The sequence below is a fragment of the Pseudomonas sp. RP-B7 genome (assembly GCF_059803535.1).
Genome location: NZ_JAPFHC010000011.1, coordinates 73,248 through 88,598, shown reverse-complemented (window position 1 = coordinate 88,598; position 15,351 = coordinate 73,248). Strand labels below are relative to the sequence as shown.

The following is a 15,351-nucleotide window of genomic DNA, read 5'->3' as shown; positions in this document are numbered from 1 at the left end:
CAACATTACGTACAGCGAGGCCTCACTGAGGCAGCGGACAACTCCTTCACTTGTAGGGCCTCATGTAGATCAGACAAGCGCCCCCCGCCTTGCTTGATCTCGCACTCCCACACAACCATGACCGTCCAGCCTTTGGCCTCCAGCGCCTGTACATTTTCGAGGTCTCTCTCAACGTTCCTTGAAAATTTTGCCGCCCAGAATTCGCTCCGAGTCTTAGGTGTAGTAGCGTATTGACATCCAACATGTCGATGCCAAAAACATCCGTGTACAAATATACAGGTCCGGAGCTTGGGCATTACAATGTCAGGCTTGCCAGGGAGGTCCTTGCGGTGCAGGCGAAAACGATAGCCCAAAGCATGAAGGAAACGGCGCAATGCGAGCTCAGGTTGTGTATTTTTGCCGGCTATCGCAGCCATCATCCGAGATCTGGTCGCTTTATCTACAACATCCACTTTCGTTTACCTTTGGCAGATGTAGCTCATGAATTGTAACAACCCTTTACAGGTCGTGGATCTCTTCGCTGGCCCTGGCGGCCTTGGTGAAGGTTTCTCTTCACTCAATGAGGGCAGAAGCTTTGATGTATTAGTCTCAGCAGAAATGGACCCGTTCGCTCGATCTACGCTAAGACTCCGTGCATTTTATCGATCGCTGAAAAAAAACAATCCAGCAGCCCTTGACGACTACTATTACTACTGCGAGACGGGTGGGGCATCACAACCTTGGACTTCGAACAGCGCCAAAGAATGGCAGCATGCCGATAAAGAGGCCCGCCAAATTAAACTAGGGAGTGCGGAGGGGAATGCCGAGCTAGACCGCATCCTAGAAGCGAGACTAGATACCAGTAAACCTTGGGTATTGATTGGTGGTCCCCCTTGCCAAGCTTATTCAATAGTTGGACGAGCACGCAACAAGGGAAATGCAGAATACAAAGCGGAAGATGACCACCGCCACTTCCTCTACCGGGAGTATCTTCGGATAATTCAGAGCAAGCGCCCTGCAGTATTTGTAATGGAAAATGTCAAAGGGATTCTTTCCTCTAAGGTTAGCGGCACTCAAATATTCCCACAAATACTCCAAGACTTAGCTGACCCTGATGCCGCATTAGGTATCAAAGGCGGATGTGGTACGAAATATAAAATCTGCTCCTTGGTCTCTGATGACATATACGAATCAGGAATGTCGCCAGATTCAATTGACTTTAGCAACTTTGTAATACGCGCTGAAGAATATGGCATTCCGCAAGGTCGCCACCGGGTCATTTTGATCGGTGTTTCACAAGATTACATTGGTGAGGTAAACGAGCACAAGCTTGAAACTGCCGAACCAGTTACAGTTGGAGACGTAATCGGAAACCTTCCGCCTCTACGAAGTACGCTGTCGAGGGGAAGCGACACTCCAGACAAGTGGTGCAGTGAAGTTTTAAATCACCTGGACACATTATATGCAGACCTGATTTCCTCTGGAAAGCAGGATCCAAACTTAGAGATGAACCTTAAAATCTTCCGAGATTCATTTTCGGGAGGCCGGTTGAATAATGGCGGATTGAGAGTAAGAAAGACAAACTCTTGGAGTGGCAAAACAAAATCGGGCGATTTGGATTCGTGGTTTACAGACGACAGGTTAAACGTCTGGCTCAACCATGAAGCTCGAAGCCACATGAGTGCAGATCTCAAGCGATATGTATATGCCTCCGTCTTCGCACAGGCTCACCATGTCTCTCCAAAGGGTCATCAAGAATTCAATCTTCCCGGATTGGCTCCTGACCATAAAAACTGGGAAAGCGGTAAATTTAGCGATCGCTTTAGAGTACAACTTAACAACCAGTACTCCTCAACGATAACAAGCCATATATCGAAAGATGGCCATTACTTCATCCATTATGACCCTAATCAATGTCGCAGCTTGACTGTTAGGGAAGCAGCTAGATTGCAAACTTTCCCAGATAATTATTTTTTCCTAGGCAATCGCACGCAGCAATACCATCAAGTTGGGAATGCCGTCCCACCTCTTCTTGCAAGTAAAATTGCCAAACTAGTAGAGCGTATAATTAAGGGCGGGGCTATAAGTCCGGAGCATGCTGGAGTAGTGGATTCGATGATCATCTAAGTGATGACTAGGCAGGTCCAAAGCAGTGGAGGCTGGAAATGAGGCTTGCATCATAACCAGTTTTATGCAACGAATAGTGGCCAATAGATGTCACGCCCTGCCGTCTGCGGCTTATGTCCCACGGTAGAGGGACTGTAGAAAATCAACGCGAGCCCTTGGGGGGTAGGAATGTTGTTGGAGAGAGTCTTGGTTACCTTTTGTACTAGGAGACTGGTGCGATGATAGAGGTTCAGCACCCTCCCCACGCAGCGTCACTGCTCGAATCAATGCGGTCAATTGGCTACACCTTGGATTCGGCGTTGGCGGACTTAATTGATAATAGTATTTCCGCCCATGCCAAAGAGATCCACATCGAGTTCCGCCCTACTGACAACCCTTACATCGCGATAATAGATGACGGAAAAGGAATGTCGCATGAGGTATTGCAGAGCGCAATGCGACACGGCAGCAAAAACCCTCTTTTAGAGAGGGGGGAAGACGATATGGGTCGGTATGGCTTAGGGCTCAAGACAGCCTCCATATCACAATGTCGCCGGATGACTGTCATTTCCAAACAAGATGATGATATCAACGCATTTTGTTGGGATCTCGATGTAGTTATCGAAAAAGGCGCTTGGGTCATGCTTCAGCTTGAACTTTCAGACTGCCAAGCCTTACCTCACTTTAGTCAGCTAGAAAGTAAAAAATCAGGAACGATGGTACTGTGGCAAGAACTCGACAAATTGCTTGTTGGGGAAGCAGATCCAGAAAACGCATTGGGAACAAAAATGCTTGCGGCCCGCGAGCATCTATCACTTGTTTTCCATCGCTTCCTAACAAAAGAAGGGAGCAAGCTAAAAATATCAATGGCTCTCAACGGTTCTGCAATTGTTCCGTTTGATCCTTTCTTGGCCAATCATAAAGCTACTCAGCCTCTGGACGAGGAGAAGTTTTCCGTCGAAGGCAAAAGGGTCGTAGTCAAACCTTTTATTTTGCCGCATATGAGCAAACTTAGTAGCAATGATGTACAGCTAATCGGCGGGAGCGAAGGCTTTCGAAGCCAGCAGGGATTCTATATATATAGAAATAGAAGACTGATAATTTGGGGAACTTGGTTTCGCCTAGCAAGAAAAGACGAGCTAAGTAAGCTTGCGCGAGTACGGGTGGATATCCCCAACACACTTGATCACCTTTGGACTTTAGATATAAAAAAATCGGCCGCTCATCCGCCTGAGTTGGTTCGGCAAAACTTAAAACGCACAGTGGACAGAATCAGATCCGTCAGCGGCAGAACGATCGCTTTTAAGGGTCGCAAAATCTCTGACTCTGATGTCGCCCCTGGCTGGAACGAAGTTCTCGATCGATCAGGTGTTAGATTCGATGTAAATCGAAACCACCCACTAATTTCAGAGTTCTCAAAATCTCTTGACAAAGAAGGAAGAGCACGACTCAACCTAGTTTTAGGGGTTATTGAGAGCTCATTCCCTGCGGATGCCTTGTACAACCGTATGGCAAGCGACGTCCGACCTGATTTCGCAAGTGACAGTGCGGTCGAAAATATCAACGATATGATTTCGACAATTATAGTAAATATGCCAGCAGATTCGCCGGTTAGAAGGCAACTGCTAATATCGCTTCATTTAATAGAACCATTTAATCTATATCCAGAACTAACAAAGAAAATTGTTGAGGAATATAACTCGTGAGTGAGACGTCAAGGATGGTACTGTCAGCGAATGCTCGTCGCTTGGAATTAGGCGTTATCACAGCCCTAACAGTTGATGGAGTTCCAACCGAAGGGGCCATCTTTGACTTGGCGTCCACTCTAAGAAGTATACCGCCCTACACTGTCACGGACGACGAGTTCGAAGTAGTTATTAAGAAGCTTCATGAAGCGCTCACAGTTGACATGGGATTGGGGGACTGTGTTTATGATGAACACAATCCTTGGCTGAGAGCTAAAAAAGCTGCAATCGAACCATTTTATTGGAGTCGCTACCAAACCGATCTTTTGAAGCAGGGTTGGGGCCCCAAAGTTGTTAACTCGCTAGATAAGGTAACGGATGAGATCCTAGATTTGATGGGAGATCCATCAGGTCGCACAGGATGGCCGCGCCGAGGTTTAGTAATGGGCGACGTGCAGTCGGGGAAAACCTCTAACTATACAGGTTTGATTTGCAAGGCGGCAGATGCGGGGTACAAATTAGTAATTCTGTTGACAGGGACGCTAGAAAGTTTGAGAAGACAAACTCAGGAACGTTTAGACTCTGGGTTTGTAGGACTGGATAGCTCGGGCGTCGTAAACAACCGGAAGCGCCATCGCAAAGAAATTGGCGTTGGATTAATCAATGGTGCACGCTCAGCGGGTGTCTTTACGTCTACAGTAGTAGATTTCCGGGCGGCAATGGTAAACCAACTTGGATTTAGGTTAAACGACTACAGAGAGCCTGTTCTTCTTGTAGTTAAGAAAAACAAGCGAATCCTCGAAAACCTGGTGGAGTGGCTGGTTAATTATAATGCTGGCTCCGGCGGAAACATAGACATCCCCCTTCTGCTTATTGATGACGAGGCGGACAATGCCTCTATCAATACAAACCCCAAAAAGGCAACTGCTATAAATGCGGGGATCCGTGGACTGCTGAAAGTTTTCCCGAGATCCAGTTATGTAGGGTTTACCGCAACTCCGTTTGCCAACGTATTCATCAACCCTGAAACAACGAATAATGTCGAGGGTGACGATCTATTCCCTCGCGATTTTATTTACACATTAGACGCGCCTACAAATTATGTTGGGGCAAGCCGCATTTTTGGCGAAAACTCCGACCTAAAGTGTTTAAACGTTATCGATGATGCCGAGGAGTACTTTCCGCGCGGACAGGCCTCTGACAGCGTGGTGGAGGGCGTCCCGTCATCGCTTAAAGATGCGGTCACATGCTTCTTCTTAGTTAACACGCTAATGGACATTCGTGTTGGGATGCCAAAGCATAGATCCATGCTAGTAAACGTTAGTCACTTCACCTTGATACAAAATCAAGTCCGAGACATCCTCGATCATGAAGTCCGGCTGATGCAGGGAGACATTCGAAATTACGCTTCCCTACCTTTCGATGAAGCCATACGTAATAGTTCCATTAAATCTCTACACAACGAATTTCAGAGAAACTTCTCCAACGTAGAAATAACGTGGCAGCAGGTCCAAGCCCAACTTTCAGCTTCTACGATGCCGATTCAAACTACTGCAGTAAACCAAAAAAGCGGGCCGGCCAGCTTAGATTATACCGCCTACAAGGAACACGGCTTGAGGGTAGTAGCAGTTGGTGGCAACAGCCTAGCGCGTGGTTTGACGCTCGAAGGGTTGTGTATTAGTTACTTCTACAGAACAACTCAAATGTATGATGCTTTACTTCAAATGGGAAGGTGGTTCGGCTATCGATCCGGTTACGAAGATCTATGTAAAATCTGGATGACTGAAGAAACAGCAGATTGGTATGCACATATTTCAGAGGCCACTGACGAGCTTCGTAACGAAGTGCGTCGAATGCAGAACTCTCGCCTCAAACCAATCGATTTTGGGCTTCGCGTGAGATCTCACCCTGAGTCTTTACTCATTACCGCCAGAAACAAAATGAGGGACTCAGATGAAATCGTCCAGATAATATCTATTACTGAAGAAAGCTTGGAGTCGCCCCGTTTACTAAAAGACCCCTCGATAGTTTCCTCAAACTACAAGGAGGCGCAGAGCTTTATACGATCAGTAACAACTAGTCCTGATTCTAAAAAGATGGAAGATGGCGCCTTCCCCGTATGGCGATCCGTACCGAAGCAACTGGTCGTAAAATTCCTGAAGGCCTTCATCAATCATCCTCTTAGCGTAAAGCTACAAACATCTAGCCTGGCTGATTTTATTGAAAAATCCACCGACCATAAGCTTGATTTTTGGGATGTAGCTTTACCCACGGGCAGCGGCAGCTCGATAAAATTCGCAGAAGAGTTAGAGGTAAAAAGAAGGGTCCGCAAGATATCTATTGATGACAATATAAAAGCCTTGCTTGTTAACGGGACTAAACTGCGGGTGGGATCAGCGGCCGATGAGAAGGCAGGATTGTCAAAGCCTGAAATCGAGGCAGCAGAGATTAGGTATAGAAGCGAAGCCAAAAAAGGTATCCAAACAATTCCGGGCAAAGCATACACTGCCGTTAGACAGGCACCGCTATTGCTAATCCACTTGATTGAGCCCAGAAACGAAGGGGGAAAAGAAAGTAAGTTTCAACTGCCGTCCGATTGCGAAGCGCTTGTAGCCATAGGCCTAAGCTTTCCATCCCTTGATATCAGCAGTCATCGTGTAGCTTATCGTATTAACCTTGTCGAACTCCGAAATATGTTGTCCGGGGATAGCTCCTCAATTGATGACAACGATGATGAGGAAGACGATGATGACGAATAAAATCAAACTTATTTGGGACACAGTGAAAGCAGAAGCGGTCGGATCAGGATTTCGCAGGGTTGACGTGGAGCACATCCTTGATTTCTACGCAGGTGTGGATTCATTGGGTCGATTCACTCTATTGTTGATTACGCAAGAAAATCCCGGCGTCGACTTAGAACTTCAATCAGTGAAAATACACACTGTACTCCGGGAAGATGGCCGATGGTCTCTACTATTCATTTTGGAAAAACCAGATCTTTTTGAGCTATTTCGATTGTTCTGTGAAGATTTGATTGCATCTTCACGCCGATGCTCGGATAAGTCTAATGGCCTTCCGTTCGTTTTAGCGCGTATTGTTAGCTGGCGCCTGCTGTTCGAAAGAGGCAACCTAGAAACCTTGAACGAATCTCAAGTCCGGGGTTTGAGCGGCGAACTTCTTCACCTCAAATCACTTATTGAAATGATCAGCGCGCCTGCAGCTATTCAAAGCTGGAAGGGGCCTGATCGGGCTGATCAAGATTTCCAATTTGAGAAGCTGGCTTGGGAAGTAAAAACTGTCTGGCCATCAGTAAACGAGGTGACGATTGCATCTGAAAGACAGCTCGATTATACCTACCGCGAATTGCAGCTTGTTGTTGTTCAGCTGGGAAGCGGAGCAGAAAGCACAGTTAATGGCTTTACGCTGAATCAGCTGGTTGACGACATCCGAAAATCACTTAAGTCAGACTTCGAAACTTACTCAGCCTTTGAAAATTGCCTATTGAGATGTGGGTACTCCACACACCCGGAATATGACAACCAAGTGATGATATTGTATAGCACCTCCCGTTATAAAGTAGTTACTGGCTTCCCTTGCATCCGACCGCAAGATTTGTCGCCAGGTCTTAGTAGTGTAAAATACAAGCTAAACCTTAATAACTGCACAGCCTTTCAAATCTAGCGCACGGGTCAGTTCATATGGATCTTGATACTTTCCATAAAGATTTTATAGAGGCCGTTCGCTCAAAAGCGGAGTCTTCACGCGACTTTATCCGCACTGCTTTTGTAGAGGACTGCGGAGATAGACTCATAGAGGCTGAAGAGCTTCTATCCTTTGAAGTTTGTAGATTTGAAGGTGTTAACGGAAAACGCAAAAAGCTGCGCATCGACGGCTACGCATTTGATGAAGCAGACAATTCAATGGCGCTACTAATCGCTGATTTCTTCAATGAAGATGAAGTTACCTCATTCGTCACTTCCGATGTCAAGGCTGCAATTGGTGATTTGCGAGCCTTCCTAGAGGAAGCATTGGACGGGAATTTGACTGACGGTAGCGTGGACGAAAGCCAACCTGGCCATGGTTTTGCATGTGACCTAATGGATTGGCATTCAAAGATAACTAAATATCGCTTCTATTTCGCCAGCGACGCCATGCTGAAAACTCGCCAAAAAGGCTGGCCTGAAGAGCAAGTGAGAGGAACCCCAGTCGAGTTTCATATCTGGGATATCGGAAGATTCCATTCAGCTTATATATCAGCTACAGGACGGGATGATCTTGTGGTTGATTTCTCCTCAATTGGAAGCAGTGGACTGAAATGTCTTGCTGCAGCGGAGTCCCATGGGGACTATAGCGCCTATCTCTGTATGATTCCCGGGGACACCTTGGCAGACATTTACGACATGTACGGCAGCAGATTGCTTGAAGGGAACGTTCGAACCTTTCTCAGCACTAAAGGGAAAGTTAACGCAGCTATTCAAAACACTATACGCAATCAGCCTGAGATGTTCTTCGCCTTCAACAATGGAATTGCAGCTACTGCTGAAAATGTCGAACTTGAAGAAGATGCGGGCGGCGTGCGCATTCGAAGCGCCGTTAACCTGCAAATCGTGAATGGTGGACAAACCACTGCATCATTAGCGTTTGCGAAGAGAGGCGGTGCTGCCCGCAAAGAATGCTTGGACCTCTCGAAAGTTATGGTGCAAATGAAGCTTTCGGTTTTGCCTTCAGAAAAAGCAGGTGAGTTAACGCCAGAGATCGCACGTTACGCGAATAGCCAAAACAAGGTAAGCGACGCAGACTTTTTCTCCAACCATCCGTTCCACATTCGACTTCAAGAGTTTTCCCGTAGGTTGTTTACCTCACCAAGCGGCGGTGCTCAGTATGGTACACACTGGTTCTATGAGAGAGCTCGCGGCCAATATCTAAATGAGCAAGCAAAACTATCGACTGCCCAAAAAAATCATTTCTTAATGCAAAATCCAAAAAGTCAGCTCTTCACAAAGACTGATGTTGCAAAATATGAGAACAGCTGGCGGGAGCAGCCTCATAGAGTAAGCATGGGTGCTCAAAAAAACTTCATATTCTTCGCCGACACCATCTCCAAGTCATGGACATCGGATGGCAAGATCTATAATGAAGAATATTTCCGTAAGATAGTTGCTTTAGCTATAATCTTCAGAAAAACAGAAGCCTTGGTCAGTCAGCAACCGTGGTACCAAGGAGGGTACCGAGCGAACATTGTCACGTACTCAATCGCTAAGCTGCACAACTTAATATCTGAAGATGCACTTGGCAAACAACTTAACTTTAGGACCATTTGGGACTCACAAGCTGTCCCACAATCACTATGCGAACAATTGTCCATAATTTCAGAAAAAGTCTTCCATGTGCTAACCGATCCTGACAGACCTAAAGACAACGTTACTGAATGGGCAAAAATGCAGGCGTGTTGGGAGCAGGTGAAGGATACAAAAATAAGATTAGTTTCGAACGCCGATGAATTCCTCCAAGAAGTACGCCAATCTGTCGAGGAGGGTAAAAAATCCAAATCGACACAAAAGACTGATGACAGCATTCAAGTTCAGATCATGGTCGTTGACTTACCTGGCGCTGAATGGACTCGACTATTAAACTGGGGAGTTAAAAAAGAAAAGCTTTCTCCTCGACAGATAAATCTATTAAAAATCGCCGCACAAATACCACACAAACTCCCTACAGAACGCCAATGCATCGAACTTTGGAAGCTACGTGGAGAACTAATCAAAGATGGCTATCTTGCCCTTTAAATAAAGAAAAAAGGTAAAAGTGGAGAGCTACTGCTTTTACCTTTTTATCTAAGCCCGCTTAAATCCATATATATCTGAAAATATGTGCTGCTATTTTTTGATTACCACTTAGTTTTATCCCCCCTAAGATGGCCGAAGCCACACTGGAGAGCACCGTTCGTGTACCGGGCCATAGGGGACGCGCAGTCGCATCGTGCATGCAGCAGGTAAATCCGATGAGGCAATTCACTAGCATTCAAGATTAACTAGCGTGCTGCGCATCATTTCATACAGCTGGAATAAATTTGACTCAGCGGTTAATCGAGTAGGGAAGCTATACCCTCGGCATTCCAATCAGTATTCCAGCACAAAATGATTACTGGAAATAGTATTATTAATTAATACCTTACCCGCTCCGTTCAACTTACCCCGGCACTTCAACATCTAAAGACGTCCAAGAACGTCTTTTTTTGTACCTGCAACTCCTCTCCCCCCCTTCCAAATCCCCCGAACCACCTCCCCCCCTTCCCCCAACAAGAATGATGGCCTTCTGCCCTAAAGTCCCCCCCCTCCCAGCCGATAACCTAACGCTCCCCCAAACCACGCGACTGAACGGAATCTCAGCGTTGGAAACAAAACACTTCAGCTTCACCACCCAGTCCTTCAGCGCCAGCACCATCGCCAACGTGTTTATCCACGGCTACTCGGCGGGCCATAACCTGGGCGATCGTACTCTTCTGTCCAGCCAGATCCCGCAAGCGCTGGACGGTGACATCAACCTCCTGGCGTTCTGGCGCTCCAGCCACTATTCCTCAATCAGTTCGATGTCACGCAACGTCATCATGGGCGCTTCGCGATTGCATCCCGGTGCGGGTATTGCTGCATTTGCTCTGGATCGGTCGGTGCATTTCGCGGTGGTTCGCAAGCGGGCGAACCGCATTGGCGAAGCGCTGCTTGAGGAGCTGGAGGCCCATCTGCTGGAGCACTATCCGTATGTCACCCACGTCAATCTGGTCGGCCATTCCCTGGGCGGGCGGGTGGTGGTCAGTGCGTTGCGCAAGCTGGCCAGCCATCCCGAGTCTTGTGAGCTGATCATCGGCGATGTGCTGTTGATGGCTGCGGCGGTCGAGGTTTCGGCAGACGAGGCCCAGGCATTGAACAACTGCGCGGCGGGGCGGGTGATTAACGCCTATTCAAAATCCGATGCCATCTTGTTGATGAATGTGGATGAGACCTGCGTGGGTCGACACGAGGTACCGCACTTTAAAAATGTCGAAATGACCGACTTCGGCCACTTGGACTATTGGCCCAAGCTGCATGACGTCTTGCTGCGCACTCGGTTCGCGGGTTTTAGCGGCCAGCGGCTCGGCGCGGTGATGTCGCAGGACCCAATCCACACTGACGCGCTGCTCTACGGTCTGATGCAAAGCGCGCCAGCAGCCGTGCTGGAGCAAGGCATCAAGCACCTTAAAAGCAGCAGTTGGGTGTCCTTCGACGAGCAGAAGCCGCTGTATTCCTTCATCCAGGAACTGCAACTGCTGGGCGGGCATTGCCTGGCCAATTTGACCCGCGGGCGCGGCCTTGCCTATGCCAACGTGCTCGATGGGTTAGTCAGTCATTTCGACTTGGGCAATGGCCGGCAAACCTGTAGCTCCGTAGTAGAGCTCGAAGCCCTGCTGATTCGACAAGTGTTCGATAACGCGTTTCCAGATGGCCATGCGTTCAGCCGTTCAACGATTGCCGTGGTCAAGGCCATGCCCGCCGACACCTACTTCAAACATGTGGACGCGTTGGCGGAACGGCTGACCCTGGCCTCTTACCTCAAGAGCCCGTCAACCCCACCGCAGGCTGAGCCGTCAGGCGAGTTGGCGGTTACCCGTGGCGAGATCAACCTGAGCGGCCTCGCTACCTGGAATGTGGTTTCGGCGCTCCCGAGCCTGCTGGACATGACCCCGGTGGGGCGCTGGATGACCAATTTGAAGACCGCCTTGAAGCCCGGTTATTCGGCACTGGTGCCGGTGGTCGCCGTAGTGTTTTTTGCACGTGTGCATTGGGGTAACGAGCGTGGGTTCAAGCACCCATGACCCCTCCTATGCACGCGTTTGATTTTCCAAGCCTGGAGTAGATATGCCCATCGGAAGACCGCTGGCCAAGGCCGAGCCACATAGCAAGGAGCAAGCGCCCGCAGCACCGGCGTATGACTTTGAAGTCATTGTTCCCAGATACAACCTGGATGACGTCGTGGTCAACAGCCACACCAAAGACGAAATTCTCTCTGCGATTGCCCTGCGCAAAGACAGTGAATTCGTCTACAAGACCCTCGGCTTCGCCAGCACCCACAAGATGTCAGACAAATTCGTACTGAATTTTTATGGCGAGCCCGGCACTGGTAAAACCATCACGGCGCACGCGGTTGCCCAAGCGTTTGGCAAGGATCTGCTGGTCGTCGACTACTCACAGATTGAATCGAAGTATGTGGGCGACACGCCGAAGAACCTGAAGAAGGTGTTTGATTTCGCCAAGGAAATGGACTGTGTGATTTTCTTCGATGAGGCCGATGCCATCTTGAGTCGACGGGTCACCAACATGACCAGCGCCACCGATACCAGTGTCAACCAGACCCGCTCGGTACTTCTGAATATCTTGAATGACTTCAGCGGCATCCTGATTTTCGCCACGAACTTCATCTCCAACTACGACCCCGCCTTCATGCGTCGGATCGCCAAGCACATCCACTTCAAGCTACCGGACCATGACAACCGCGTCGCGCTGTTCCAACGCTACATCCCGCAACCGCTGCAAGCCGGCCTGGCGCTGGAAACCTATGCACAGGCGGCGCAGGGATTGAGTGCGGCGGACATCGAGAACATCACACTGATGGCCGCCTTCAAGGCCGCTTACAAGCAGTCGACCTGCCTTTGCGAAGAGGACATTTTGAAGGAAATAAACAACACCCTTGCCAGCAAACAGGCAAACGCAAAAAGCGAATACACAACTACAACCAAAGTGGTCTCCAAGGACTACGTCGAAAAGCAAACAGGGATGGTGCTGGAATGATTCCATTTATTTTGTTGGGCGCGGCACTGTTCGCCGGCGCCGTGGTGGTCTCTGCATTTTGGGACAAGATAAAGAACTTTCTGGAAGCCTCCGTCAAACACGTACGCCAAATCGTCAAAGCAACCATCGTCGGCCTGACCGCCTACATCAAAACCCAGAATGTGGTTGCCGGGATTGCCGCAGGCTTACAGGCGCTGAACAAGTTCTACTCGAAAAATGAAGATCAGCAGTGGGAAGAAACCGTCACCACGCGGACCATTCCCGCATCAGATGTGCCCGAGCATATTCGCCGCAAGCTGGAAAGCACCCAAGCGCCGGTGGACATTTCAGAAGACATTGCCAAAGAACTCAAGCTGGAGCTGTAACTCATGAATCACGACGACAAGACATTGGGTGGCGCCCTGCTGGAAGACTTCAAGAAGGCGGTCAAGCTGGGCTTGAGAGAGTTGCTCAAAGAGGGCGAAAAACTGATCAAGGAAGGCCAAGTCTCAGTCGATGACTACCTGGCTCAAAAAACCACTGGCCTCGACCCCTACATTCTTCACGAGCAAACAGCCAAACAGTTGGACTTCGTTTCAGGTGAGGTTTTCATTGCGCTGCAGGACGAGGATAAGTTCGTCTTTGGCGTAGACCTTTACTTCACGGACGCCAATAAACAATGGGTTAAAAGCGCCCACATCGATACGCCGAAACCCTTGGACCTCTACTTCTTGAAAGAGGACCAGGCGCGTATCCGCGCCGAGAAAAAAATCGCCTACACGTACGACAAACCAACGGCCTGATGCCTTAAGCGGAGCGTGCCGGTGCACGCTCTCCACTGTTCTATTTGTCGGATAGCAGAGTCACCATGATCATTATTGTCTACGGGTTTTTATTGCTGCTGGCGATCGGCTTCGCGGGGATCATCCTCAAACACGCCTGGTCCGTCACCAAGTGGGTATCGATCTGCGCGCTGGGCATTGTGACCCTGCCTATCAGCATCCCTTACCTGATCATCAAGGCCTACCGCGACGGCGTGAAGAACCGCGAACTGCTGAAAAAAATCCCCGCTGCCTTGCAGCGTCAAGACTTCCTCCAAGCCCTGCGGCTCATCAAGGAACACAACCCTGATGACCTCAAGGCCACGATGGAATTGATCGCCCAAGAAGGCCTCGACCTGCGTGCGCTGAAGGAGGATCTGAAAGCGCGTTATACCCAGGCGGTGGAAGCCGAGATCAAGACACGCCTGGACGTTTTGGAGGGCAGCAACTTTATCGAACTCTCCAGCCTGCTGCGGCCGCTGAAGCCTATTTACCAGCAGTATCTGCTAGAAAAAGGCGACTTCCCACCCCCGCAAAAAATCGTCGAAGCCAAGTTCAAAAGCAAAGAACTCGAACTGGAAAAACCGCGCACTCAAGACGAAGAAAAACCGGTGTTCCTGGTCCGTCGCCGCATGCAGGATGAGTTCGCGGATGCGATTGAAATCTGAGTTGCAAACAGCCCGCAATCTGACACCGCTGAGCTAGCCTTCCACCGGAATCATCGCCTGCAACAACTCCAACTTGCGCTGCAACTGCGCAACGTGTTCACGCTCGGCACGTAATGCCGAGCGCAGTTCGCGGTTCTCCACTTCCCAGATCTGCGCCCAGCGCAGGTCTTTCTGGTAGTGCGCAACCATCTTCCACAGTTCGCTCAGTTTCAGGCAATGCTGGATCAGCACCAGCAGGATGATCCCCATCACCACCAATGCCCCCGTCGAAACCACTTCCGACATACTCATGTTCACGTCCTTTCAGGCCTTCGAGGTATTTCGAAGACAGCAACACGATATGTAGTGATTCACGACAGGTCTAGAATGTAGACTTATACAGGTAAAGTATTCACACACATGGAGCAGCCATGAAACGCAAGCAATCCATCGAGCAAGTGCGCTGGGACCTGGCACTTCGCTATCGCCTCATCGAGACCGTCGCCTGGTGGGAAGGCCGGCTGACCACGGGGCACTTGATGCAGAGCTTTGGCATCAGCCGCCAGCAGGCCTCCAAGGACATCAACACCTACATCAATGAACATGCGCCCCGAAACTTGACATATGACAAGCAGCTAAAGGGCTACGTACCGAGCAAACACTTCAAGCCGCGGTTCATCGAGGACAGCGCCAGTGCCTATTTGCACCTGCTGTACCAGAACAATGAACGGGCGCCGCACATCGATGGGCTGGCCCTGGCCTACGCCCACACCAAGGTGCTGGAAGTGCCCGACCGGCCAATCCGTCCGGAAATCCTGCGGCCGTTGCTCAAGGCCTGTCGCGACGGTTTGCGCCTGGAGACCGAGTACGTTTCGTTCAACACGCCAAACGTGGAAATCCGCCTGATCGCCCCGCACACCCTGGTGTACACCGGCATGCGCTGGCACGTGCGCGCCTATTGCGAGAAGAACCGCCAGTACCGTGACTTCGTGCTGAGCCGCCTGCGCGGCGAGCCGGAGCTGCTCGACGCGTCAGCGTACACACGCGAGCAAGATGACGACTGGAACACCGAAGTGCCGATCATCTTCGCCCCCGACAGCCGCTTGAACACCGCGCAGCAGGCGATCATCGAAACCGACTTCGGCATGACCGATGGGCAACTGGTGGTCGCCAGCCGCAAGGCGTTGGTGCGGTACGTGTTGCGCCGCTATCAGATCGACCCGCGAAACCTGGCCACCACGCCAGAGGCGCAGCAGATTGTGGTCAGCAACTTGAAAGAGTTGCGGCCATGGCTGTCGTTCGATTGAGGGCT

13 protein-coding genes are annotated in these 15,351 nt (G+C 49.7%); 11 read left to right on the top strand and 2 right to left on the bottom strand.

What is annotated here, in order from left to right; all coding sequences use genetic code 11:
• Positions 1–5 precede the first annotated feature (5 nt).
• Positions 6–452 (bottom strand): very short patch repair endonuclease, encoded by a 447-nt coding sequence (locus OPU96_RS12690; RefSeq protein WP_498559157.1) that lies wholly within the window; start codon positions 450–452, stop codon positions 6–8.
• Between the two features lie 28 nt (positions 453–480).
• On the opposite strand from OPU96_RS12690, the gene OPU96_RS12685 reads away from it, so the two are divergent.
• The 10 genes from OPU96_RS12685 to OPU96_RS12640 all read left to right on the top strand — a co-directional run bounded on the left by OPU96_RS12685 (position 481) and on the right by OPU96_RS12640 (position 14,060).
• Positions 481–2,106, top strand: coding sequence for a DNA cytosine methyltransferase (locus tag OPU96_RS12685; protein WP_498559156.1), 1,626 nt, complete (start codon positions 481–483; stop codon positions 2,104–2,106).
• 218 nt (positions 2,107–2,324) lie between these two features.
• Positions 2,325–3,791 (top strand): ATP-binding protein, encoded by a 1,467-nt coding sequence (locus OPU96_RS12680; RefSeq protein WP_498559155.1) that lies wholly within the window; start codon positions 2,325–2,327, stop codon positions 3,789–3,791.
• Positions 3,788–6,529, top strand: coding sequence for a Z1 domain-containing protein (locus OPU96_RS12675; protein ID WP_498559154.1), 2,742 nt, complete (start codon positions 3,788–3,790; stop codon positions 6,527–6,529). The genes OPU96_RS12680 and OPU96_RS12675 overlap by 4 nt, the downstream gene beginning before the upstream one ends.
• The gene (locus OPU96_RS12670) at positions 6,519–7,451 is read left to right on the top strand and encodes a PD-(D/E)XK motif protein (RefSeq protein ID WP_498559153.1); all 933 of its coding nucleotides are present in this window, start codon (positions 6,519–6,521) and stop codon (positions 7,449–7,451) included. Before OPU96_RS12675 ends, OPU96_RS12670 begins: the two co-directional genes overlap by 11 nt.
• Positions 7,452–7,468: 17 nt before the next feature.
• Positions 7,469–9,556 (top strand): AIPR family protein, encoded by a 2,088-nt coding sequence (locus OPU96_RS12665; protein ID WP_498559152.1) that lies wholly within the window; start codon positions 7,469–7,471, stop codon positions 9,554–9,556.
• A gap of 605 nt (positions 9,557–10,161) precedes the next feature.
• Positions 10,162–11,619, top strand: a complete 1,458-nt coding sequence (locus tag OPU96_RS12660; protein WP_226455745.1) for a DUF726 domain-containing protein — start codon at positions 10,162–10,164, stop codon at positions 11,617–11,619.
• Between the two features lie 157 nt (positions 11,620–11,776).
• Entirely contained in the window at positions 11,777–12,592 is an 816-nt protein-coding gene (locus OPU96_RS12655) for an ATP-binding protein (protein ID WP_498559151.1), read from the top strand.
• Positions 12,589–12,957: a hypothetical protein gene (locus OPU96_RS12650; protein WP_305391552.1), complete on the top strand. Its 369-nt coding sequence runs from the start codon at positions 12,589–12,591 to the stop codon at positions 12,955–12,957. Before OPU96_RS12655 ends, OPU96_RS12650 begins: the two co-directional genes overlap by 4 nt.
• Positions 12,958–12,960: 3 nt before the next feature.
• A complete protein-coding gene (locus OPU96_RS12645) occupies positions 12,961–13,374 on the top strand; it encodes a hypothetical protein (protein ID WP_226455748.1) in 414 nt (137 codons plus the stop codon).
• A 65-nt stretch (positions 13,375–13,439) separates the two neighbouring features.
• A complete protein-coding gene (locus OPU96_RS12640) occupies positions 13,440–14,060 on the top strand; it encodes a hypothetical protein (protein ID WP_498559150.1) in 621 nt (206 codons plus the stop codon).
• 33 nt (positions 14,061–14,093) lie between these two features.
• Here the strand turns inward: OPU96_RS12640 and OPU96_RS12635 are convergent, their stop codons facing one another.
• The gene (locus tag OPU96_RS12635; protein WP_226455750.1) at positions 14,094–14,351 is read right to left on the bottom strand and encodes a hypothetical protein; all 258 of its coding nucleotides are present in this window, start codon (positions 14,349–14,351) and stop codon (positions 14,094–14,096) included.
• A gap of 119 nt (positions 14,352–14,470) precedes the next feature.
• Here OPU96_RS12635 and OPU96_RS12630 point away from each other — a divergent pair, with 119 nt between their 5' ends.
• On the top strand, positions 14,471–15,346 hold the full coding sequence (locus OPU96_RS12630) for a helix-turn-helix transcriptional regulator (protein WP_463983871.1): 876 nt from the start codon (positions 14,471–14,473) through the stop codon (positions 15,344–15,346).
• Positions 15,347–15,351 lie beyond the last annotated feature (5 nt).

Bases quoted from the DNA above. Each gene is read 5' to 3' on its own strand.
- OPU96_RS12640 (WP_498559150.1), top strand. From the start codon at position 13,440: ATGATCATTATTGTCTACGGGTTTTTATTGCTGCTGGCGATCGGCTTC.
- OPU96_RS12665 (WP_498559152.1), top strand. From the start codon at position 7,469: ATGGATCTTGATACTTTCCATAAAGATTTTATAGAGGCCGTTCGCTCA.
- OPU96_RS12630 (WP_463983871.1), top strand. From the start codon at position 14,471: ATGAAACGCAAGCAATCCATCGAGCAAGTGCGCTGGGACCTGGCACTT.
- OPU96_RS12650 (WP_305391552.1), top strand. From the start codon at position 12,589: ATGATTCCATTTATTTTGTTGGGCGCGGCACTGTTCGCCGGCGCCGTG.
- OPU96_RS12685 (WP_498559156.1), top strand. From the start codon at position 481: ATGAATTGTAACAACCCTTTACAGGTCGTGGATCTCTTCGCTGGCCCT.
- OPU96_RS12645 (WP_226455748.1), top strand. From the start codon at position 12,961: ATGAATCACGACGACAAGACATTGGGTGGCGCCCTGCTGGAAGACTTC.
- OPU96_RS12670 (WP_498559153.1), top strand. From the start codon at position 6,519: ATGACGAATAAAATCAAACTTATTTGGGACACAGTGAAAGCAGAAGCG.
- OPU96_RS12635 (WP_226455750.1), bottom strand. From the start codon at position 14,351: ATGAGTATGTCGGAAGTGGTTTCGACGGGGGCATTGGTGGTGATGGGG.
- OPU96_RS12680 (WP_498559155.1), top strand. From the start codon at position 2,325: ATGATAGAGGTTCAGCACCCTCCCCACGCAGCGTCACTGCTCGAATCA.